Below are 20,100 nucleotides of genomic sequence, written 5' to 3' on the forward strand. Positions count from 1 at the left end.
TATAAAAGCCCTTTATTCAAAGAGCTTTTTTACCTATCGTATGAAGAATTTCATTTTTCTCCTTCTCATTGATGACACCAATTTTTTGCAAAATATTTGCATACAATACAAGTTTATTATATATCCGTTCTGACATACTTCCCCTTCTTTCCTTCGACCAACTTTTTTTGTATTGGTAAATTATATGAAAGAGATGGGAAAATGTGTCCACTTTTTTTGCATAAATACGAATCTTTTATCCCGCTATTTGCAGGCAGTAAAACTCCCACCTCACAATCAGGTGGGAGTTCTACGTATTTAACAAATTGTCCATTGAATATTATGCCTTTTAACTTCCTCTTCAAAACTATAGGGCATTTTCTTATCACAAATTACATGTTGAATGCGCGAAAACGCTGCTATTCGGTAATTTCCTTTTACGCCTACCTTTGTATGATCACATAAAATATATGTTTTCTCTGCTAATTTCATCATCGCTTCTGACAGTTTAGCCTTTTCTAATTCAAAACTAGAAACTCCAAAACCAGGTAATAATCCATCAATCGAAACAAATGCTTTATGAAAATGAAATTGCTGGATAACTTGCTGCGAAATAGATCCTGATACGCGTGAATGTTTTGGAGATACTTTTCCACCAATAAATAAAACTTCACCGTGAAACATCTTTTTATTAATAGAAGAAATTAATTGTGTTGCTACTGGAAATGAACTTGTTACAATCGTTAAATTTTTGCGATGTACAAGATATGGTACCATTTGAAGTGGTGTACTTCCGTCATCAATCGCAATAACATCTCCATCTTCTACAAATGTTGCTGCTTTATACCCAATTCGCTTCTTCTCTTCTATATGTAGCATCTCTCGTTCTAACATTGGTGCCTCTATTCCAGCTCCCGGAAGTTGGACGGCTCCACCATACACTTTCTTCAACTTCTTTTCACGATCCAATTCTTCTAAATAACGACGAATCGTCTCTGTTGATACAGCAAACTCTCTCGCTAATTCTGAAACTTTTACCTTCCCTTTAAACTCTACCTTCTCAAGAATGGTTCGCTTTCTTTCTTCACCTACTACAGACATAACCTCACCCCATTGATTTCTACCTCATACACTGCCTTACTTATACAAAGTTATAACTTTCCTTTTCAACGAAAACTTCCTCGTGAATATGAATACCACGCTTTTTTAGTTCATCAAAAATAATTTGTGGTTTGACAAAAGCTTCCTCGGGTGTCACAACACCAACTTTATTTACATTCCCATTTGCGATTAGCTCTGTAGCAATCCCAAATGGAATACCGACGTTTCTCGTATAAGCTCTTAATTTTTCCCATCCTACAACAGATCCATCAGATAACGGGTGTGTATGATATAATACACGTCTTTGTTTCTCATTATTTTTCATACCTATTACTTCTACATGAAGTGCATAACCGTAAATCTCTGTTTCTTGTCCTTCTTTCGATTGCAATAAATACTTCGAAATACAATCCATAATGCCGATTTCTTTTCCATTTATTTCAACTGGATCATTACGCAATATACCGTAATCATACAATGCACGTACGAGCTGCATATTTTGCTTTGGCCAAGTTCCTCTCGTCTCTATTAGTTTAACGCCTTTATTTTCTAATGCTTTTGCTAACGTAATCGTTTCAGAATGCGGTATGATATACTGCGTTGTCTTACCATAAGGCGCCGGTAATTCAATTTCTCTTGGACGCGCAAACGGAGGCACTTGCTTAAACTCACCATCTTCATACACTGTACGCGATGGCAAATGTGGATCATATTCATATGTCGTTGTTTCTGTAATGGATGCAGAAAAAGCAATGGGACGATACGAACCATGACTTACACGAACTGACTCTACAGTATGTAACTGATTTGCTGCATGCATCGCCATCATTTGCGTTACACCTGGCGTCATACCAAACCCAGGTAAACATGTTTTTCCGTTTTGAACAAATATAGAATGCGAATCATTTTCTTCACCAAATCCATTTAAATTCACACCGTGACAACCTGCTTCTGCAATACATCGAGTAGATAACCCATTTAACTTAATTGTTGTACCATCCATTACAATGTCATAGCCCTTCATTTTTGCAACCGTATCCTCATGATTCGTTACATCTACTTTCACAAAATCAACGCGAGGATCGTTGAGCCATTCTACTACTTTAAGCCCCTCTTCTTCGTTAAAATCTGCTACTGTAATCGTCTCAAAAGATGAAAATTGCACTAAATCTAAAATTGCTTCACGACAAATTTTACCTGCTCCACCTAAGCAAAATACTTTCAACCTATAACAACTCCTTTAGCGATACTATCAACTAAGCGATGAATATCTGCCTCATGTACATCACCGATATTTCCAATGCGGAATGTATCTACTTTTGAAATTTTACCTGGATATATAACAAATCCATCACGCTTTAATTCATTGTATAATCGCTCAAAATCAAACCATTCTTCTGGATAAATGAAAGATGTAATAATAGGCGATTGATATTTTTCATCTACTAGTGGCTTAAATCCGATTTCTCTCATTCGATTCACTAATAGTTTTTGATTGTTATCATATCGATTGTAACGTGCTTTTACTCCGCCCTCTTTTTCTAATTCAAGTAGTGCTTGATAAAAAGCGTGTACAACATGTGTAGGTGATGTAAAACGCCATTTTCCATTTTGATTTTCCATCGTTTCCCATTGATCGTATAAATCTAAAGATAATGAACGTGCCTGCCCTTTACATTTCAACAATTCATCGCGCTTTGCAATAACAAATCCGAACCCTGGAACCCCTTGAATACATTTATTCGCACTACTAATTAGAAAGTCAATTTGCAACTCAGCGATATCTATTTCAATACCACCAAAACTACTCATTGCATCAACTAGTGTTACTTTTCCGTATTGCTTCCCTAATTTACATACATCTACAATTGGATTGATAATACCTGTTGTTGTTTCACAATGAACAACTGCAATATGTGTAATCTCTTTATCTTGTTGTAATATCTTTTCTACTTCTACAATATTAGTAGGCTCCCACTCTTCTGTTTGACTGACCACCACATCTATATGTAACATCTCTGCCATTTGTACAATTCGCTTACCATACGCACCATTTGTACAAACAAGCAGCTTTCCGTTTTTTGGAATGACAGAACCGATTACTGCTTCAACTGAAAACGTACCGCTTCCTTGCATTAATACTGTTGTATATCTCTCTTCTTCCTTCGTTGCTAACGATACAAGTTTAGCTCTTACCTGTTGCACCATCGTGTTATATTCAACATCCCACGTACACCAATCGTATAGCATAACTTCTTTTACTGTTTTTGTTGTCGTTAATGGTCCTGGCGTTAATAATAAGTAGTGATTTTCAGTCATGATCCTCTTCCCCTTTTATGAAATAATAAATTCTTGTTTCTCGATCTGTTCAATTACGTTTTCGAGTCCCTGCATCGTTTCAATTGTAAAATGAGCCCCGTTTTCAACGAAACGCTTTCGAACTACTTCCATTTTTTCACGAAGTTCTACCGGATCCATAGTTTCAGCTGCCCACTCACTTAAGCCGAGCTCACTACTACCGAGAATTACACCCACAGTCCACATACCAGCATTTCTGCCCTCTTTCATATCTGACACTGTGTCCCCGACTTTTATCATATGATTCATCGGATACACACCAAGTTCCATCGCATTTTTATAACACATCCAAGGGTATGGACGGCCTGCTGAAACATCATCTGGCGTCACAAGAACATCAGGTTTATATCCTTGTATTTCTGCTTCTTTTGCAACGATGTCCATCATTTCTCTCGTATAACCAGTTGTTGAGCCAATTTTAAGGCCTCTTTTACGTAATGAAGCAACCACTTCTTTCACCCCATCAATTGGCGTGGCATAGTGTGGCAAAATAGTAAAGAGTATTTCTTCAAACTCTTCATACATCTCGTGAATGTCTGCTTCTGTTGGTAAATGTCCGAAAACACGCTCCCACTCATTCGCAATACGAGGCATTTCTGTTAGTGCCCTTACATGATCGATCTTTAATAATCCCATCGGTTTACGGGCTTCTTCATCTGTAATTTTAACACCACGTTTACGAAAAATTTTTATGAATACTTCCAGTGGTGCAAAACATCCGTAATCAACTGTCGTACCTGCCCAATCAAAAATAACTGCTTCTATTTTCATACAATCCATCACCCTTCTCACTTATCTTTTTTGCCATTGTGAAGTTCGGTTACGAAGTGCTTTCGTTCCCCATTCATATACAACTCTCACTACAATATTTGTAACAACAATAAGTACACTCATTGCAGCTGCTGGCGCTACATTTCCTGCATCATCCATATTTACGATTGATACGGCAGCTAGTTTAAAATCAGCTGCGTATAAGAATACAACCGCTGACACAGTTACCATCGAATTGACGAAATAGTACATCACCATTTCTAAAATTGCTGGTAAACACATCGGTACTGTTACTCTAAAGAATGTTTTATAAAACGGAATTCCCATCGACTGCGAAACAAGCTCAAACTCTCGGTCTAATTTCTTTAAAGCAGTCGTTGCGGTAACGAATGTTACCGAATAAAAATGAATGATGTTTACTAGTACTAGCACAGCAATTGTTCCGTATAAAGAATGAAACGGATTCGTTACTGAAAGTCCAAGTATTTGAATCGTTGGTTGACTAAAGAAAAAGACGTATCCCAATCCAAGTACTAAACCTGGGATTGCTAAAGGGACAATCGAGAAAAAGTAGCCTGTTTTTCGGAAAAACTTTAGCTGATCTATTTTCTCAATCGCATATGCGAACATAAATGTTAAAATTGCCCCAATAACTGCTGTAACTGCTGAGACAATCACACTATTTTTAAATGCTTCAAGTCCATCTCCTGTTAAACTCGAAAAATTAAAATGCTCAAATGTAAAACTCATATTATATGGCCATACTTTCACACTTGCAGCAATACCAACCGCCACAAATAAAAGAATAATCATAAATGTAATCACACTACAATATATGAATGAGACTACATCTCTTTTCTTATTAGCCGTTATTCTATATGGCACTGCTTTGGAAGATAAGAAATTCGCCTGCTTTCTTTGCGTAATGCGATCAACTGCAAATGCAAATATAGCTGGAATTAATAAAATCATTCCGACAGTTGCACCCATCGGCATATTTTGTTGTCCAATTACTTGTTTGTATACATCAGTAGCAAGTACATTATATTGCCCACCAACAATTTTTGGTGCGCCAAAATCAGTAAAACTAAGTGTAAACACAACAAACATCGCACTAATTAATCCATACTTTACACTAGGTAAAGTAACAGTGAGAAATTGCTTTGTTTTACTCGCTCCCAACATATTAGAAGCTTCGTATAAACGATAATCAGAGCCTTGGAAAGCAATTAATAATATAAGAAATGCTTGCGGAAATGTATACATGACTTCAGCCATTACAATTCCTACTGGTCCATATAAAGGGATTTGTATACCTTCAAATAAACCAAACATCCCTTTCGTTACTAATCCTTGATTACCAAATAAATATGTAAGTGCGATACCATGCATCATCGTTGGTGCGAATAACGGTAACAACGCGACATATTGAAATACACGCTTTCCAAATACATTCGTACGAGCGATCGCATAGGCGTAAGCGAAAGCAAGTGTCACTGCAATAATTGTTGTCGCGCCCGAAATCCATATCGTATTTTGTAATGATTGAACTAATGTTGGGGTTGTGAAATATTTACTGAAATTCGCAACACCAATGAAAGCTCCATCTTTATCATAAAAAGCTTGTGTAAACAATTGTAATAGTGGTAATACAAGCATAATCAAAAAAGCAAGAATCATACCAATAATTAATAGTCTTTGTATCCATTCTTCTTTACCGATACGTCTCTTAATCTTTTTTTTCGTACTTTCTACCTTTAAATTTTCTAACATCTCCATCTATACAACAACCTTCTTTCCATATGACAACATATGATTTTCTGAGAAAGAGATTTGAATCGGCTTTCCTTTCCTAATAGCTGTTTTTTCTACTTCTGATGCCAATATATCTACAACGATTTTCTCATTATATAGATGCGTTTTCTCATCTATAACGCGCACTTCTGTCCGGTATACAGATCCGCGAAACTCCATGCTTTCTACAATTGTTTTCATACCATTATTTTGTACGACTGTTACATGTTCCGGACGAATTGCATGTTCTTCGTTATTTTTCGAAAAGAAATTAATAGAACCAATAAAATCTGCCACAAACGGATTGGCTGGTCTTTGGTAAATCTCCTCTGGTGTGCCAATCTGCATAATTTCCGCATGATTCATTACAACAATTTTATCAGCCATCGTTAATGCCTCTTCTTGATCATGCGTGACCATAATAGTTGTCACTCCTACTTTTTCTTGCAAATCACGCATTTCTCTACGTAACTTTTCACGTACTTTTGCATCTAAAGCAGATAACGGCTCATCGAGTAACAAAATATCCGGAGACAGAGCGAGTGCACGTGCAAGTGCTACTCGCTGCTGTTGTCCACCAGACATTTGAGCAGGATATTTATCTTTTACATTCAGTAAATCAACTAGTTCTAACGCCGATAGCGCCTTCTCTTTTACTTCTGCTTTTCCATACTTTTTTGTCTTTAAGCCGTATTCAATGTTTTCAAGTGCTGTTAAATTCGGAAATAACGCATAGGATTGAAACACCATTCCGAAATTCCTCTTTCCAGGAGGTAATGCTGTAATATCTTTTCCATTCACAGCTATACTACCTGTTGTCGCCTCTTCTAGCCCTGCTAAAATTCGAAGCAATGTTGTTTTCCCACAACCACTTGGGCCTAATAAACATACAAACTCATTTTTTTTCACAGTAAAAGAAATATCTTTTAACGCTGTAAATGCATCAAACTGTTTTTGAATGTGTTGAATTGATAAATATTCGCTCATTTTTTCTCTCTCCCACTCACTTACTTTTTCGGTTCTGCTTTTTGGCCAAACTCTTTTTCCCATTTTTCTAAAATTTTGTCTCGATTTTCTGCTGCCCACTTAAAGTCGTTCTTTTTGTATAACTTTTCCGTCACATCTTTAGGGAATCCGTCTGGAAGTTTATAATCATTTTTAATTGTCGCAAATCCATTTTTCTCGAAGTATAACTTCATTACATCATCAGTAATTGCCCAATCTAAAAATGCTTGCGCTAATTTTTCATTTTTCTCATTATCTTTTTTAATAAGTGCGTTCGCTTCTACTTCCCAACCTAATCCTTCTTTTGGCAATACAACTTCAACTGGTGCACCTTTTTGTTTCTCTTTCAAAGCACTATAAACCATCGATACACCAACTGGATATTCACCCGCACCCGCTAATTTCGCTGGTTTTGAACCTGAATGAGTATAAGTTGCCATATTATCATGAAGTTTCTTCATGTAATCCCAGCCTTTATCTTCACCCATAATTTGTAACCATGCAGAAACTGTTAAAAATCCTGTTCCAGAAGATGCTGGATGTGGCATAACAAGCGTTCCTTTATACTCTGGTTTCGTTAAGTCTTCGTATGATTCTGGCATCGGTAAATTTTTCTTCTTTAATTCTTCTTTATTTATAGCAATCCCCGTCATAAATGCAGTATTTCCTACCCATTTTTCTGGTTGTTTATCATCTTTAAATTGCGGTAAAACGCGATCCGCTCCTTTTGGAGAGTATCCTTTTAACATATCTTTTTTATCTAAAGCTAATAGACTTGAAGCTGCAGTTCCCCATACAACATCTGCTTGTGTATTTTTCCCTTCAGCTAGCAATTTTGCTGTAATAACTCCAGTTGAATCACGAACAATATTCAGCTTCACATCTGGATATTTCTTTTTAAAAGAATCAAGATAAATTGGTACAAGTTCTTCTTCAATTGCTGTGTAAACAGTTAATGATCCAGATAATTTATCATCTTTTACTTTTGCCCCAGCACTTTCTTCTTTCTTTGCACCACACCCCATTAATAACGAAAATACCATTCCAGTTGCTACAGCTTTAAAGATTGTTTTTTTCACTGTCTCTCTCTCCTTTTACAAATCTTATGTACAACTCAAATATAAACAACTAGTGTAAAAGCAGTATTAAACCAACATTAATCTTTTGTTTGTTGTTTGTTTTTGTGTAATACGTTGCTACTTCTATGTTTTTTCGCATTTTTCTGCTAATAATGAACACTAAATTTACAAATAATTAAAAAAACCTTTATAATCCCACAAAAAAATGAGGCGTTTGTAAAAAACGCCTCACTTTTGTTTACCTTTTTTTGAATTACGATTTGCATACTTCGCGCTATTTTCTCCTTCATACTCTAATGCAAATTCTGCATCTGGTAAGCTTTCTTTCGGAGTTTTATTATTGTTGATTGCCGCATTTTGTTTCACTTTTCTTTTTACCAATACATTCACCTGCTCTCAAAAATTCACTTTCTACTCTAGTTTGAAGCAAGCTAAAATAATTATTACTGGCAAGTGTTAACAAGTACATAAGAACTGCTAGATGGAAATACTACATATGAAGAAATCATAATAAAAAGGAGCTCTTATTTTGAAGAAGAAAGATAAAATCCAGTCACCCATTTTAGATGAAACGCTCCCGCATCAAATGAATTTCCCATCTTTTAAAGGAACAGGAAAGAAAATGCAACAACCTTTCATCAATCAATATGACGTCGTAATCGGAGACAGTAAATATGATTCCGAGAACAGTCCACTTCACAATTGGAGTGATGATGTAGATCCTGCCATTATGGCTGGAGAAGAATGGATCCATCCTACAAATGACATTGGGTGGATTTCAGAAGAAAATCAAGAGTTACTAAAAAAAGAAGGAGATAATAAGAAGGATACTTTTATGCATCCGCAATTTGGCATTAATGACTAAAAAACCATTCTACCTAACATAGGTAGAATGGTTTCATACTATCCAATAATAATTCTCTCTTTCGGATATTTATAGCGAGGTGGCTGTTCTCTTCCGCCACTAGCTAGTATAAATGTTAAAATACCGACACGCCCGATAAACATAAGTACAATGAGTACAAGTTTACCAACAGTTGTTAAATCTGGCGTAATACCTGTCGATAGTCCTGTCGTCCCGAAAGCAGAACAGACTTCAACAATTAAACTCATAAGCGGTACATTTTCCGTAATAGATAAAATAAATAGTGCTGTGGCACATAATAAAATCCCCATCGTCATAACGACAGATGCTTTTAGCACGTCCTCTTCATGCAGCTGACGTTTGAAGACTCTAACCGTTCTCCCGCCTCTTGCAAAAGTGTATAGCGATAATATACTAACAGCAAATGTTGTGGTACGTATTCCGCCCCCAACCGAACTTGGGGATGCTCCTATAAACATTAATATACTCATAAATAAAAGCGTCGGTTGTGACAATTCAAGTATATCCATTGTAGCAAGACCCCCGCTTCGCGTCGTCACCGATTGGAATAATGTATAGAAAACTGTTTCATGCCATGACTTTCCTACTAAAAAATGATTTCGTTCTAGTAAAAAAATCATAATCGTTCCAACGACAACGAGCGCAAAAAATGTTGTTGTCGTCAATTTTGTAAATAACGAAAAACGAAATAGTTGCTGTCTCCTTTTACTAAGAAATTGTTTTACTTCCATTAGCACAGGAAAACCGATCGCTCCTAAAATAATAAGTAACATATGAATCATTTGAACAATGTAATCTTTTTTATACGGAATTAGCGATTGTCCGGTTAAATCAAATCCGCCGTTCGTAGTTGCACTAACAGCCGCAAAGAAACCGTGAAAATAAGCTTCTTGCCAAGTTGGAAAATAAAGCAGGAATCTTGTACCTAATAATATCGCTCCAATAAGTTCTATCGAAATAATTACAATTAAAATAGAACGCATCAATTCTACAAGGCCTGATAAATTCCCTTGATTATGGTCTGCCATAATGAGTCTTCTTCTCTGCAAACCAATCTTTTTCCCCGTTATAATCCAAACGAATGTACCAAGTGCCATAATTCCTAAACCGCCTAATTGTAAAATAAGGGCTAAAATAATAATTCCTACCGTAGTAAACGTATCTGAAATCGTAACAACAGACAGTCCCGTAACACTTACCGCACTAACAGCTGTAAAGAGAGCATCGATAAATGTCCATTTTACACCAGACTTCGTAACAAACGGGAAACTAAGCAATATCACCGATACAACTACTGCTAATAAATAAAACAAAACAATGAGTTGAACAGGTCGTAATTTTTGTAAAAACTTTTTTATATCTTTCATTCCATCACTTCGCTACCTTTTTCTATCGATTAAATAAAGAAAAATCTTTACTTTCTTTATTTGTAAATAACCGCTCAAATATTTTAGCAAATACCATTCCATACACAGTTCCATTACCTCCAAAGGGCAATGCGTAAAATAAATTATGTATCTTATTATCTTCTTTTAAAATAGGGAGACCATCATGACTACCGCCAAATGCTGCCGCCCAATAATACTCCGCCTGTATATCTTTATACTGCGGGAACATCTCTTTTATAAAGTTAATAAGGACATCACGCTTATGCAATAATTTCGTATCACCGATTGTTTGAATTTTCATTGCTTCATCCAATCCACCTACAATAATACGATTTTCATACGTCCTAAAATATAAGTAAGGCCTTGCTGTTTCCCAAATTAATGATTGCTCATGCCATTCTTCAAATGAATCCACCTTATTTGTCACAACTGCATATGATGTTTCCACTGTTGTATTTTTTTCTTTCTTTCCGAAAAGTGCTTCATAACCCGTCGCCATAATAATATTCTTTGCTACAATTTGATTTCCTGTTTTCGTATAACAAATTAGATCATTTTGACGTTTTTTTATATGTATGGCCTCTGTATGTTCATATATAGTAGCACCCATTTGATTTGCTTTATGCAAAAGGCTATGCGCTAATAAATACGGATTTACCTCAGCATCACCGTGTGTATATAATGCCGCTTGTCTTGTAAAAGGATACCGTTCCTTAATATCAGATGCTGTAAAATACTCAACTGGAAACCCATAATTCTGTAACGTTTTGTATTCCTCTTGTAAAAATGAGACATCTTCACTTTTACTTGCATAATATAAACTGTTTCGCGGAATAAACTGGGGATTGATATCGAGAGTCGGTACAACTTTCTCCATTGTTCGTAACGCTTCGTAACAAAGTTTATATGCTCGCACCCCTTTTTCTTCCCCAAATGTATGGATAAGTGAGGTTAACGATTTATCATGAAGAAATTGTAATAACCCTGTATTAGCAGCTGTACTGCCACATGAAATCATATTTTTTTCAATAAGTGTAACGCGCATTCCCATTTTCGCTAACGAATACGCTATTTGAGCACCCGCTTCGCCACTTCCAACTACAAGCACATCACATATCATATCATTTTCTAACGATGGATAACAAGGCATAGAAGCTCCTGTATCCCAAAACAACTTACCAGTCATAAGTTTCATAATTATACTCCTAAAATATAAATGTCTCCTTTCTATGTTTTGTTATTTTACATAAAAAAATCCAACTAACATATGCTAGTTGGATTTTTTATTTTTACTTAGAGCGCTCGTCAAGCCAGTCTCCAATCGTCGGATATGTTTGTTTTACAGCTGTTCCACCGTAAACGATAGACATATGCCCTGTCGGTAAACATACATATTGTTTATCTGTGCTAGAAATATGGTCTAGTAATGCTTCTACTTGACATGGCAAAGCGATATGATCACGTTTCCCGGAAATATTTAAGACATTCGCCTTAATATTTGCAAGGTCTACTTTTTGTCCGCGAATCACAAGTTCACCCTTAACCAATTTATTGTTTTGATAAAAATCACGAATCCACTGTCTGTATGATTCACCTGGGAACGGAATACCATCGCCAACCCACTTTTGAACTAACCTCCAGCTTTCAACGAAGCGCTCATTCTCTGAACGATCTACTAAAGCAACATATGGACCAACAAAGTTCGTAATTGGTTTTAACATTTTGTTTCCGAAATCAATCATTTCTGGCGGAATATTTCCAAATGTATCAACCGCTTTATCTAAATTGAAGTATTTCTCATCTAATAAAGGACCATATAATCCTGTTTCAGAGAAATCAAAAGGACTTGTCATAAAGATTAGGTTACGAATTGGCATGTGCGGATGAAGTGCCGCATAAATAGAAGTTAGCGTTCCCCCCATGCAATAACCAAGTAAAGAAATCTCGTCCGATTTTGCAGTTCGCATTACTTTTTTCACTGCTTTTGCAATATAATCAAACACAAAATCATCAAATTTCAAATGACTATCTTCTAAACCAAATGTGCCCCAATCAAGCATATACACATCAAAACCACGGTCCACTAAATATTCCACTAAACTATTTCCAGGAGTTAAATCCATAATATATGGTTTATTAATAAGAGCATATATTAATAGAATTGGAACTCTTTGTGTTTTTTCTTGTTTTGGAATGTAGCGATAAAGCTTCGTCTTATTCTTCGTCCAAATAACCTCTTTCGGCGTTAATCCTACTTGTGGCTCTGGTTCACGTAATAAAATTTCACTCGCCCTTTTCACACGGCGGTACGCTTTTCGGTATTCTTCTGGGTATAGCTCTAATTGCTTTTCCCATTCTGTTGCGAATGTAGTCATTTTTCTATCTCCTTTTTGGTCAATTTCCTTCTAAAAAAAGAAGTGCATTCCTGCTATGGATATGCACTTTTTTCTTACTTCATTACATATATAATCCGCCGTTAATGTTTAATTGCTGACCTGTGATATAAGCACCGTCACGGCATAGATATACTACACCTTTTGCAATTTCATCAGCTTGACCAAAACGTTTTTTCGGGATTTTCGCAACGATTTTTTGGCGTACTTCTTCTGGTACTTCTGCTACCATTTCAGTATCAATAAATCCTGGGCAAATAGCGTTTACAGTTACATTTGTTTTTGCAAGCTCTAATGCTAATGATTTTGTAAATCCTAGCATACCTGCTTTTGCTGCTGAGTAGTTTGTTTGTCCAAATCCACCGGCTTGACCAATAATAGAAGAAATGCTAATAATTCTACCTTCTTCTGCTTCCGTTATGTATGGAAGTACCGCGCTTGTCGTATTAAACACACTGCTTAAGTTCACGTCAATTACGCGTTCCCAATCTTCACGATTTAACTTTTTGAATGTACGATCTCTTGTAATACCAGCATTATTAACAAGAATATCAACTTTACCAAAATGATTCACTGCTTCTTCTACAAGTCGGTTTGCGTCTTCTACTTTAGAAACATCTGCTTGAACTGCATAAACGTCATGTCCTTCTTTTCCTAGTTCATTTACTAAGTTTTCAGCTGCTTCTTTACTGCTGTTATAGTTAATAACAACTTTTGCGCCCTCTTGTGCTAACGCTACTGTGATCGCTTTTCCAATCCCTTTTGCCCCACCTGTTACGATTGCTACTTTTCCATTTAATTGAACCATTTCTTTTCCCCCTTAAATGAATTTGTGAACGACTATTATGAATCATTTTGGTACTCATACTATGGAGTCCCTATATAATTATGTTTCGCTGTTTATACATAGAAAAGAGATTCTCCCTTTCTCTTTCATATGTTATAAACAAGCGCTATTATCACTTTTTATTTTCTGGCTTATTCGTAGGTTTTACTTCTTCTTTTACAGGTTCTTGTAGTTTTGCTAGTACTGCATTTTGCTTTTCTAGCAATTCTAAAATTTGATCAACTTTCGTTTCTAATGTGCGAATATCTTGTTTTACTTTCGTAACATCGCGCTTTAATGTAGGAGCTTGTCCTACTGACTCTACCTTATCTTCTAGAAACTCCTCAATGTTATCCACTTTATTTTCTAAGTTAATAACAAGCGTAGCCACTCTAGCGATATCCTCTTTCGTAGGCACATTCACCTGCTCTAAATAATTTTTTGTCGTATCATTTAATGCTTTTTGATAAAACAAATTCAAATCTAGAACGCTGCCCATCCAAGCAGAATATTCTTCTGTTTTAATTGTTTCATTGAGCGCTTTTCCCCAAAATGTTTCGGTTTGTTCATAAGCATTTTTCCATGCTTGTAGTGGATCGAATTTTTGATCAATCACTTTACCTACACTCCCTTTTTCGTTTTTGAAACAATTCAACCTATTCATTATTTTCTAATATTCTGAATAAAACTTCAAGTCTATATTTTATTTTTTTCTATTTTCTAACAAATGTATTGACTTTAAAAACAGATAGGTGTAAATTGCACTTATAAGCAAAAAATTCCATCTAACTGATTCATGAGGTGATGCACAATCATGCTACATAATGAACCAGAACAACGCGAAAGTTTGGAGAACAACCAAGCAAAACAACCAAACTCCATGCCAAAAAACTTCTTAGTTCCCTTCTTACTTCTCTGTCTTAAAGACTGGAGTCTTCATGGTTACAAACTTATTCAAATGCTAATGGATATCGGCTTTTCTTCTGTTGACCAAGGTAATGTGTACAGAACACTACGCAAATTAGAAAAAGAAAACCTTATTTCTTCTACTTGGGATACAAGCGACGGAGGGCCAGCAAAAAGAATTTATTCTTTAACTGAATATGGAGAGCAATATTTAACAACATGTGCGACTTCTTTTGAGCATTATCAAAATATGTTGCGGACGTTTTTCACGCTATACACCAATGCATTCTTTCCATTTTCTACTTCTCCAGAAAAGGATGAAAAAGATTCTTCATCTTCACCTGGTGATACAGCAGAGTAATCTGCGTTCACAATATGTAAAAAAACATTTGGGGGTCAAACAATGGAAACTAAACCATACGAATTAGTCGATGCATTTTGGAAAAACTGGTCTCAATCACTTTCCCTTTTCTCTTCAGCTGGGAAACAATTAGAGCAACTTACTTTAGAAACATTAAAACAACAACAAGATGCTTTGCATAAATTAACATCAGGAGTAGATGAACTAGAAAAAGAACTGCAACAATTTACTACTCAATTCAATAATCAGTATACAGATTACGTGAAGCAATTAACTGGAAACTCCTTAAATGATCAAATTAATGAGTGGCAAGACAAATGGAAAGAGTTTTCTGCTCATATGCAACAGCTAACTGTTTCTCCTACAAAAACATCTTTGTCTATCCTTACTCAAACAAGCGGTCAATTTGAAGAAACAACGAAGCAATTTATTGAACAACAACAATTACAACGTGAAGAGGCTCAAAAACAGTTAGAAGGTTTTTTGGAAGATTTCAAGACAAAACAGTTGGAACTCGCAAAAAAGTTCGAGGAAAACTCAAAAAATCTATTTACTTCCATCAAGTAAGAAAAATGTGGGAGCTAACTGCAGCACAAACAAAACTCTTTCTTCCTCCTACTACATCAAGATGGCTAGCATTTTTCGATATGGAAAAGAAGGAGGACAAAATGAATCCATTTCAAGAAGCACAAACCGTCCCGGAGCTTCGTTATGATGAGATTCAAGTCGGTGATCAAGCATCACTTACAAAAACGATTACGGATGAGGACGTTATTAATTTTGCAAAATTGACTGGAGATGTGAATCCTATTCATATTTTAGACTCTTTTGCAAAAACGACAATGTTTAAAGAACGTATTGCCCATGGTATGCTCGTTTCAAGTTTTATTTCTACCATCCTTGGAACGAAACTCCCAGGTAAAAATACGATTTATTTATCTCAAAACGTTTCATTCCGCGCTCCTGTCAAAATCGGTGATACACTTCGCGTTGTGGCAGAGGTCATCAAAAAACGTGACGATAAAAAAATCATTACGTTGCAAACAAATATATATAATCAATCGGATGATATTGTCGTGGAAGGTACAGCGACAATACTAAAAAAAGAGTAGCAAAAATTGCTACTCTTTTTTCTATCCAATAACTTCTAATCACACCGATTACTTCCGCGTATGAGCACGCCGGTTCCACATAAAATAACGGTACCAGTTCAGATACATACTTAGCTGAACTGGATTACTCATAAGGATGTGTATCATCATGGCAAAAACAAACAAATTACTAGTTCCAGGTGCTGAACAAGCACTTGATCAATTTAAATATGAAATTGCACAAGAATTCGGCGTAAGCTTAGGGTCTAATACTGCATCACGTTCTAACGGATCAGTTGGCGGTGAAGTAACAAAACGTCTTGTTTCTTTAGCTCAACAACAATTACGTGGATAACACAATATAACATATGGCTTAGAGGCAGATATTCTCTGCCTCTTTCTATTTCTAACATACATAATGGTGCTTTTTCACATACTAGTAAAAGCAAACTGAAAGGAACGATATGTAACATGAAACGGATTAACATTCACATGAGTCCTCCCCGTGTTCTTACTTTGTCTTTTATTATGTTATCAATTATCGGTACATGCTTATTAAAATTGCCAATTGCTACAACGACGTCTATTTCATGGCTCGATGCTTTATTTACAACCGTTTCTGCTTGTACGGTTACAGGGCTTGGTGTTGTGGACACTGGGAAAGTATTTACCTTATTTGGCCAATGTGTCATTTTAACACTTATACAAGTGGGCGGACTTGGCATTATGAGCTTTGCCGTTTTAATTGCGATTATGCTTGGCAGAAAAATTGGCCTTCAAAACCGAATTTTACTGCAACAAGCATTAAATCAAACGAATATAGGCGGTGTCATTCGTCTTGCCAAAGCATTATTTTTATTCTCTTTTACAGTCGAATGTATCGCTGCTTTCATTCTTTCTTTTGAATGGGTACCGAAATATGGGATTGCTAAAGGGATCTATTATAGCTTTTTTCATTCCATCTCTGCTTTTAACAATGCAGGTTTTTCTGTTTGGAGCGATAATTTAATGTCCCACTCTCACAGCATTCTTGTCAATCTCGTCATTTCCTCCCTCATTATTTTAGGTGGGATTGGTTTTACAGTAATCGTAGATATAAAAAGAAAGAAAAATTTTAAAAACCTTACATTACACTCAAAACTTATGCTCTCTTCTACTCTAATCATCAATATTATTGCGACTGTTTTTATTTTTATATTCGAGTTTCACAATTCTCTTTCTATGAGAGGCTTTACCCCATTTGAAGAAGGCATGGCTGCTTATTTCCAAGCTATTTCAACGCGTACTGCCGGGTTTAATACAGTTGATATTTCCGCATTATCAAAGCCTTCCCTTTTATTAATGATGCTTCTAATGTTTATCGGAGCCGGTAGTGCTTCAACTGGCGGTGGGATTAAATTAACAACCTTTTTAATCATGTTTTTTGGGGTATTTAAATTTTTACAAGAACAAGATGATATTGTCGTGTTTAAAAAATCCATTAAAGATACTCTCATTGTCAAATCATTAACCATCGCTATTATTTCTATTTCATTTATTTTTTTGGCTATTTTAATTTTAAGCATTACTGAGCGAGTTCCTCTATTGATGAGTGCTTTCGAAGTATTTTCAGCATTTGGGACTGTCGGTCTCAGTATGAATTTCACACCACACTTAACGATGATTGGAAAAGCTATTATTATCTTTATGATGTTTTTTGGAAAGATGGGGCCTTTAACATTAGCTTTTTCATTTGCACGTAAAAAGAACCGGAAAATAAAATATCCGAATGAAGACATTTTAACAGGTTGACAACCGTATAAATTATCCATATAATGAGAGTACAATAGCATATCTCCAAAGGGGAGTAGCGTCCAAGAATATTTCTTGGAAACAAAGTCGTCATTACGTAGAACTTAGTTCTTCCGGCTTTGTTGGCATTTTCATTACATATGTCTAGCAAGACCTTTGCCTATTAACGGCAGAGGTCTTTTTTGCATTCATTACCAAATTCTTCCAAAGTTAATAGGCAGGAGTATGGGGAAACTAAATAGTGGGGAAATTCTTCACTTATTTAGTACTTATAGAAATGAGAGGAGAATGTACATGGATGTATCATTATTATTGGAGTATGGTTGGGTATTACTCATCCTAATTGCACTAGAGGGGATTTTAGCGGCTGACAACGCTCTTGTTCTTGCAATTATGGTAAAACATTTACCAGAAGAAAAAAGAAAGAAAGCACTATTTTATGGATTAGCAGGGGCATTTGTTTTCCGTTTCGGATCGTTATTTATGATTTCGTTCCTAGTCGACGTATGGCAAGTGCAAGCAATCGGTGCCATTTACCTTATGTTTATCGCTGGTAATCACTTATTTAAAACGTATGTTAAAAAGAATACAGATGAAGAAACAGAAGAAAAAGAAGCAAAGAAAAAACAAGAGAACTTTTGGTGGACTGTATTTAAAGTTGAAGTTGCAGATATCGCCTTCGCAGTTGATTCTATTTTAGCTGCTGTTGCATTAGCAATGACTTTACCAAAAACAGGATTAGGTACAATTGGTAGTCTTGATACTGGACAATTCGTTGTTATCTTTGTAGGTGGACTTATCGGATTAATCATTATGCGATTTGCGGCAACTGCTTTCGTACAAATTTTAAAACGTAAACCAGGACTTGAAACTGCGGCATTCTTAATTGTAGGTTGGGTTGGTGTGAAACTAGCAGTTTATACGTTAGCACACCCTGCATTAAATGTAATTCCGCACTCATTCCCAGAATCTACACCATGGAAGCTTACATTCTGGATTGTATTAGTTGGAATCGCAGCTGGTGGTTGGTTCTTCTCAAAAGAAGTAGAAACAAAAGTAGAAAAGAATTTAGACGAAAAAGCGCTGTAATTACAGTGCTTTTTCTTTTTTCCTTGTCCCCTCTCTATGTCCAGAAAAATTATATTATACTATTATTTGTAAGCGTTTTCTCTGTCTATGTATGTCCTTTTTGTGAAATATTGCACAAACTCATTGAAACTATGACAGAATCGATGTACTTTATTCATATAAGGAGCATTTATCCCACTTTAATGGACAGTAAGACCTCCACCTCGAAATTCAGTCAAAGCAAAGAAGTTCGGTGGGGGTCGGGCTGCCCATAAAAGTCCGATTGGTGAGGGCTGATAATCAATGGGGGATGAAGAAAACCCCACTGATTAAAGTTTCACTTTATAGATGATGTACTAAAGGAGCGTATTACTCATGCTAGAACAAGGATTAGATTATGTTGTCAAACTGGCTAAGAGCAAAAAACAAATGTTAGATACAAACCCGATGCAATATTTCATTCGTGCCGCACTTGCGGGTATTTATATCGGTTTTATTATTGTACTATGTTTTAAATTAGGTAACTTTTTTCACATTGCAGATTCACCAGCAACTTATTTAGCTGCTTCTATGTTTTTCGGAATTGCCCTCATACTTATTATATATGGTGGTGCTGAATTGTTTACTGGAAACACAATGTACTTCACTGTAGCAACTTTAAGAAAAGAAACAACAATTGCTGATACACTTCGTAACTGGTTTGCTTGTTATGCAGGCAATTTAGCTGGTGCTTTATTCTTTGCCTTACTATTTTACGCAACTGGCATTTTTGAAGCAATTGATCACGGTCATTTCATGAATAAAGTAGTAGAAGGAAAAATGAATACACCTACAATGCAACTATTCTTTAAAGCAATTTTATGTAACTGGCTTGTATGTCTTGCTTGTTTCTTACCTTCTCAAGTTAAAGGTGATACAGCAAAAATTATTATGATGATGATGCTCGTTTTCACATTCTTCTTATCTGGTTACGAGCATAGCATCGCAAACTTATCACTGTTTGCTTTATCTTTAGTTTCACCGCATCCTGAGACAATTTCTTTTGCAGGTGCTATTCATAACTTAATTCCAGTTACAATCGGTAACATTATTGGTGGGTCTGTATTTGTCGGTATGGTATACCATTACTTAACAAAGAAAGTACCTGACATGAAACAAGAAGAAACTGAATTAGGAGCAGCTCAACAAGAAGAAATCATTCCGTTGCAAGCGCATATGAAACATTAAAAAGAGGTTGTCCCAAAAGTAGCTGAATAGCTACTTTTGGGCAACCTCTTTCTTTACAGAAAATATAAAAAAGAAT

The 20,100-nt window shown here is 35.9% G+C and carries 21 protein-coding genes and 1 riboswitch; of the genes, 8 read left to right on the forward strand and 13 right to left on the reverse strand.

Going from position 1 to position 20,100, the window contains the following annotated elements; all coding sequences use genetic code 11:
- Positions 1-297: 297 nt before the first annotated feature.
- From FH036_RS21745 to FH036_RS27225, 8 genes are all read right to left on the reverse strand, one after another.
- Positions 298-1,080, reverse strand: a complete 783-nt coding sequence (locus FH036_RS21745; RefSeq protein ID WP_000117662.1) for a DeoR/GlpR family DNA-binding transcription regulator — start codon at positions 1,078-1,080, stop codon at positions 298-300.
- Between the two features lie 40 nt (positions 1,081-1,120).
- Positions 1,121-2,305, reverse strand: coding sequence for a saccharopine dehydrogenase family protein (locus FH036_RS21750; RefSeq protein ID WP_044792808.1), 1,185 nt, complete (start codon positions 2,303-2,305; stop codon positions 1,121-1,123).
- Entirely contained in the window at positions 2,302-3,399 is a 1,098-nt protein-coding gene (gene phnW / locus FH036_RS21755) for a 2-aminoethylphosphonate--pyruvate transaminase (protein WP_044792807.1), read from the reverse strand. The genes FH036_RS21750 and phnW overlap by 4 nt, the downstream gene beginning before the upstream one ends.
- A 15-nt stretch (positions 3,400-3,414) precedes the next feature.
- Positions 3,415-4,209, reverse strand: a complete 795-nt coding sequence (gene phnX / locus FH036_RS21760) for a phosphonoacetaldehyde hydrolase (protein ID WP_000687359.1) — start codon at positions 4,207-4,209, stop codon at positions 3,415-3,417.
- A 21-nt stretch (positions 4,210-4,230) separates the two neighbouring features.
- Entirely contained in the window at positions 4,231-5,988 is a 1,758-nt protein-coding gene (locus FH036_RS21765) for a putative 2-aminoethylphosphonate ABC transporter permease subunit (protein WP_000425510.1), read from the reverse strand.
- On the reverse strand, positions 5,989-6,990 hold the full coding sequence (locus FH036_RS21770; protein WP_000006186.1) for a putative 2-aminoethylphosphonate ABC transporter ATP-binding protein: 1,002 nt from the start codon (positions 6,988-6,990) through the stop codon (positions 5,989-5,991).
- A 20-nt stretch (positions 6,991-7,010) separates the two neighbouring features.
- Positions 7,011-8,087, reverse strand: coding sequence for a putative 2-aminoethylphosphonate ABC transporter substrate-binding protein (locus tag FH036_RS21775; protein ID WP_000750888.1), 1,077 nt, complete (start codon positions 8,085-8,087; stop codon positions 7,011-7,013).
- Positions 8,088-8,315: 228 nt separating this feature from the next.
- The gene (locus FH036_RS27225; protein ID WP_000240799.1) at positions 8,316-8,468 is read right to left on the reverse strand and encodes a hypothetical protein; all 153 of its coding nucleotides are present in this window, start codon (positions 8,466-8,468) and stop codon (positions 8,316-8,318) included.
- Between the two features lie 148 nt (positions 8,469-8,616).
- Between FH036_RS27225 and FH036_RS21785 the strand changes: the two genes are divergently transcribed.
- Positions 8,617-8,952: a DUF3905 domain-containing protein gene (locus tag FH036_RS21785; RefSeq protein WP_000725962.1), complete on the forward strand. Its 336-nt coding sequence runs from the start codon at positions 8,617-8,619 to the stop codon at positions 8,950-8,952.
- A 38-nt stretch (positions 8,953-8,990) separates the two neighbouring features.
- On the opposite strand, the gene FH036_RS21790 is transcribed toward FH036_RS21785, so the two are convergent.
- The 5 genes from FH036_RS21790 to phaR form a co-directional block, all read right to left on the reverse strand.
- A complete protein-coding gene (locus FH036_RS21790) occupies positions 8,991-10,340 on the reverse strand; it encodes a TrkH family potassium uptake protein (RefSeq protein WP_000651741.1) in 1,350 nt (449 codons plus the stop codon).
- Between the two features lie 22 nt (positions 10,341-10,362).
- Positions 10,363-11,556: an NAD(P)/FAD-dependent oxidoreductase gene (locus FH036_RS21795; protein WP_139896224.1), complete on the reverse strand. Its 1,194-nt coding sequence runs from the start codon at positions 11,554-11,556 to the stop codon at positions 10,363-10,365.
- Positions 11,557-11,650: 94 nt separating this feature from the next.
- Complete coding sequence (gene phaC, locus FH036_RS21800; RefSeq protein ID WP_000206335.1) at positions 11,651-12,736, reverse strand: class III poly(R)-hydroxyalkanoic acid synthase subunit PhaC; 1,086 nt, start codon at positions 12,734-12,736, stop codon at positions 11,651-11,653.
- Between the two features lie 82 nt (positions 12,737-12,818).
- Positions 12,819-13,562, reverse strand: a complete 744-nt coding sequence (locus tag FH036_RS21805; RefSeq protein WP_000250412.1) for an acetoacetyl-CoA reductase — start codon at positions 13,560-13,562, stop codon at positions 12,819-12,821.
- Between the two features lie 151 nt (positions 13,563-13,713).
- Complete coding sequence (gene phaR, locus FH036_RS21810) at positions 13,714-14,196, reverse strand: polyhydroxyalkanoic acid synthase subunit PhaR (RefSeq protein ID WP_000566940.1); 483 nt, start codon at positions 14,194-14,196, stop codon at positions 13,714-13,716.
- A gap of 198 nt (positions 14,197-14,394) precedes the next feature.
- On the opposite strand from phaR, the gene phaQ reads away from it, so the two are divergent.
- The 7 genes from phaQ to FH036_RS21845 all read left to right on the forward strand — a co-directional run bounded on the left by phaQ (position 14,395) and on the right by FH036_RS21845 (position 20,024).
- Positions 14,395-14,847, forward strand: a complete 453-nt coding sequence (phaQ, locus tag FH036_RS21815; RefSeq protein ID WP_000903020.1) for a poly-beta-hydroxybutyrate-responsive repressor — start codon at positions 14,395-14,397, stop codon at positions 14,845-14,847.
- A gap of 42 nt (positions 14,848-14,889) precedes the next feature.
- Positions 14,890-15,414 (forward strand): polyhydroxyalkanoic acid inclusion protein PhaP, encoded by a 525-nt coding sequence (gene phaP / locus FH036_RS21820; RefSeq protein ID WP_000448588.1) that lies wholly within the window; start codon positions 14,890-14,892, stop codon positions 15,412-15,414.
- 101 nt (positions 15,415-15,515) lie between these two features.
- Positions 15,516-15,959: a MaoC family dehydratase gene (locus tag FH036_RS21825; RefSeq protein WP_001067916.1), complete on the forward strand. Its 444-nt coding sequence runs from the start codon at positions 15,516-15,518 to the stop codon at positions 15,957-15,959.
- A gap of 148 nt (positions 15,960-16,107) precedes the next feature.
- Positions 16,108-16,293 carry an alpha/beta-type small acid-soluble spore protein gene (locus tag FH036_RS21830; RefSeq protein ID WP_001140707.1) on the forward strand — a complete coding sequence of 62 codons (186 nt, stop codon included), beginning with the start codon at positions 16,108-16,110 and terminating at the stop codon, positions 16,291-16,293.
- Between the two features lie 116 nt (positions 16,294-16,409).
- A complete protein-coding gene (locus tag FH036_RS21835; RefSeq protein ID WP_000822321.1) occupies positions 16,410-17,729 on the forward strand; it encodes a TrkH family potassium uptake protein in 1,320 nt (439 codons plus the stop codon).
- 38 nt (positions 17,730-17,767) lie between these two features.
- A riboswitch (yybP-ykoY riboswitch) is annotated at positions 17,768-17,933 on the forward strand.
- A gap of 90 nt (positions 17,934-18,023) precedes the next feature.
- Positions 18,024-18,818 (forward strand): TerC family protein, encoded by a 795-nt coding sequence (locus tag FH036_RS21840; protein WP_000383322.1) that lies wholly within the window; start codon positions 18,024-18,026, stop codon positions 18,816-18,818.
- A 354-nt stretch (positions 18,819-19,172) separates the two neighbouring features.
- The gene (locus FH036_RS21845) at positions 19,173-20,024 is read left to right on the forward strand and encodes a formate/nitrite transporter family protein (RefSeq protein WP_044792801.1); all 852 of its coding nucleotides are present in this window, start codon (positions 19,173-19,175) and stop codon (positions 20,022-20,024) included.
- Positions 20,025-20,100 lie beyond the last annotated feature (76 nt).

The organism is Bacillus sp. CD3-5 (genome assembly GCF_006349665.1).
GTDB classification, from domain to species: Bacteria; Bacillota; Bacilli; order Bacillales; family Bacillaceae_G; genus Bacillus_A; species Bacillus_A paranthracis.

Coding starts and splice junctions, on each gene's coding strand:
- phnX (WP_000687359.1), bottom strand. CDS start 4,209: ATGAAAATAGAAGCAGTTATTTTTGATTGGGCAGGTACGACAGTTGAT.
- FH036_RS21845 (WP_044792801.1), top strand. CDS start 19,173: ATGCTAGAACAAGGATTAGATTATGTTGTCAAACTGGCTAAGAGCAAA.
- FH036_RS21790 (WP_000651741.1), bottom strand. CDS start 10,340: ATGAAAGATATAAAAAAGTTTTTACAAAAATTACGACCTGTTCAACTC.
- phnW (WP_044792807.1), bottom strand. CDS start 3,399: ATGACTGAAAATCACTACTTATTATTAACGCCAGGACCATTAACGACA.
- FH036_RS21765 (WP_000425510.1), bottom strand. CDS start 5,988: ATGGAGATGTTAGAAAATTTAAAGGTAGAAAGTACGAAAAAAAAGATT.
- FH036_RS21745 (WP_000117662.1), bottom strand. CDS start 1,080: ATGTCTGTAGTAGGTGAAGAAAGAAAGCGAACCATTCTTGAGAAGGTA.
- phaP (WP_000448588.1), top strand. CDS start 14,890: ATGGAAACTAAACCATACGAATTAGTCGATGCATTTTGGAAAAACTGG.
- FH036_RS21805 (WP_000250412.1), bottom strand. CDS start 13,562: ATGGTTCAATTAAATGGAAAAGTAGCAATCGTAACAGGTGGGGCAAAA.
- FH036_RS21770 (WP_000006186.1), bottom strand. CDS start 6,990: ATGAGCGAATATTTATCAATTCAACACATTCAAAAACAGTTTGATGCA.
- FH036_RS21835 (WP_000822321.1), top strand. CDS start 16,410: ATGAAACGGATTAACATTCACATGAGTCCTCCCCGTGTTCTTACTTTG.
- FH036_RS21825 (WP_001067916.1), top strand. CDS start 15,516: ATGAATCCATTTCAAGAAGCACAAACCGTCCCGGAGCTTCGTTATGAT.
- FH036_RS21795 (WP_139896224.1), bottom strand. CDS start 11,556: ATGAAACTTATGACTGGTAAGTTGTTTTGGGATACAGGAGCTTCTATG.
- FH036_RS21840 (WP_000383322.1), top strand. CDS start 18,024: ATGGATGTATCATTATTATTGGAGTATGGTTGGGTATTACTCATCCTA.
- phaC (WP_000206335.1), bottom strand. CDS start 12,736: ATGACTACATTCGCAACAGAATGGGAAAAGCAATTAGAGCTATACCCA.
- FH036_RS21830 (WP_001140707.1), top strand. CDS start 16,108: ATGGCAAAAACAAACAAATTACTAGTTCCAGGTGCTGAACAAGCACTT.
- phaQ (WP_000903020.1), top strand. CDS start 14,395: ATGCTACATAATGAACCAGAACAACGCGAAAGTTTGGAGAACAACCAA.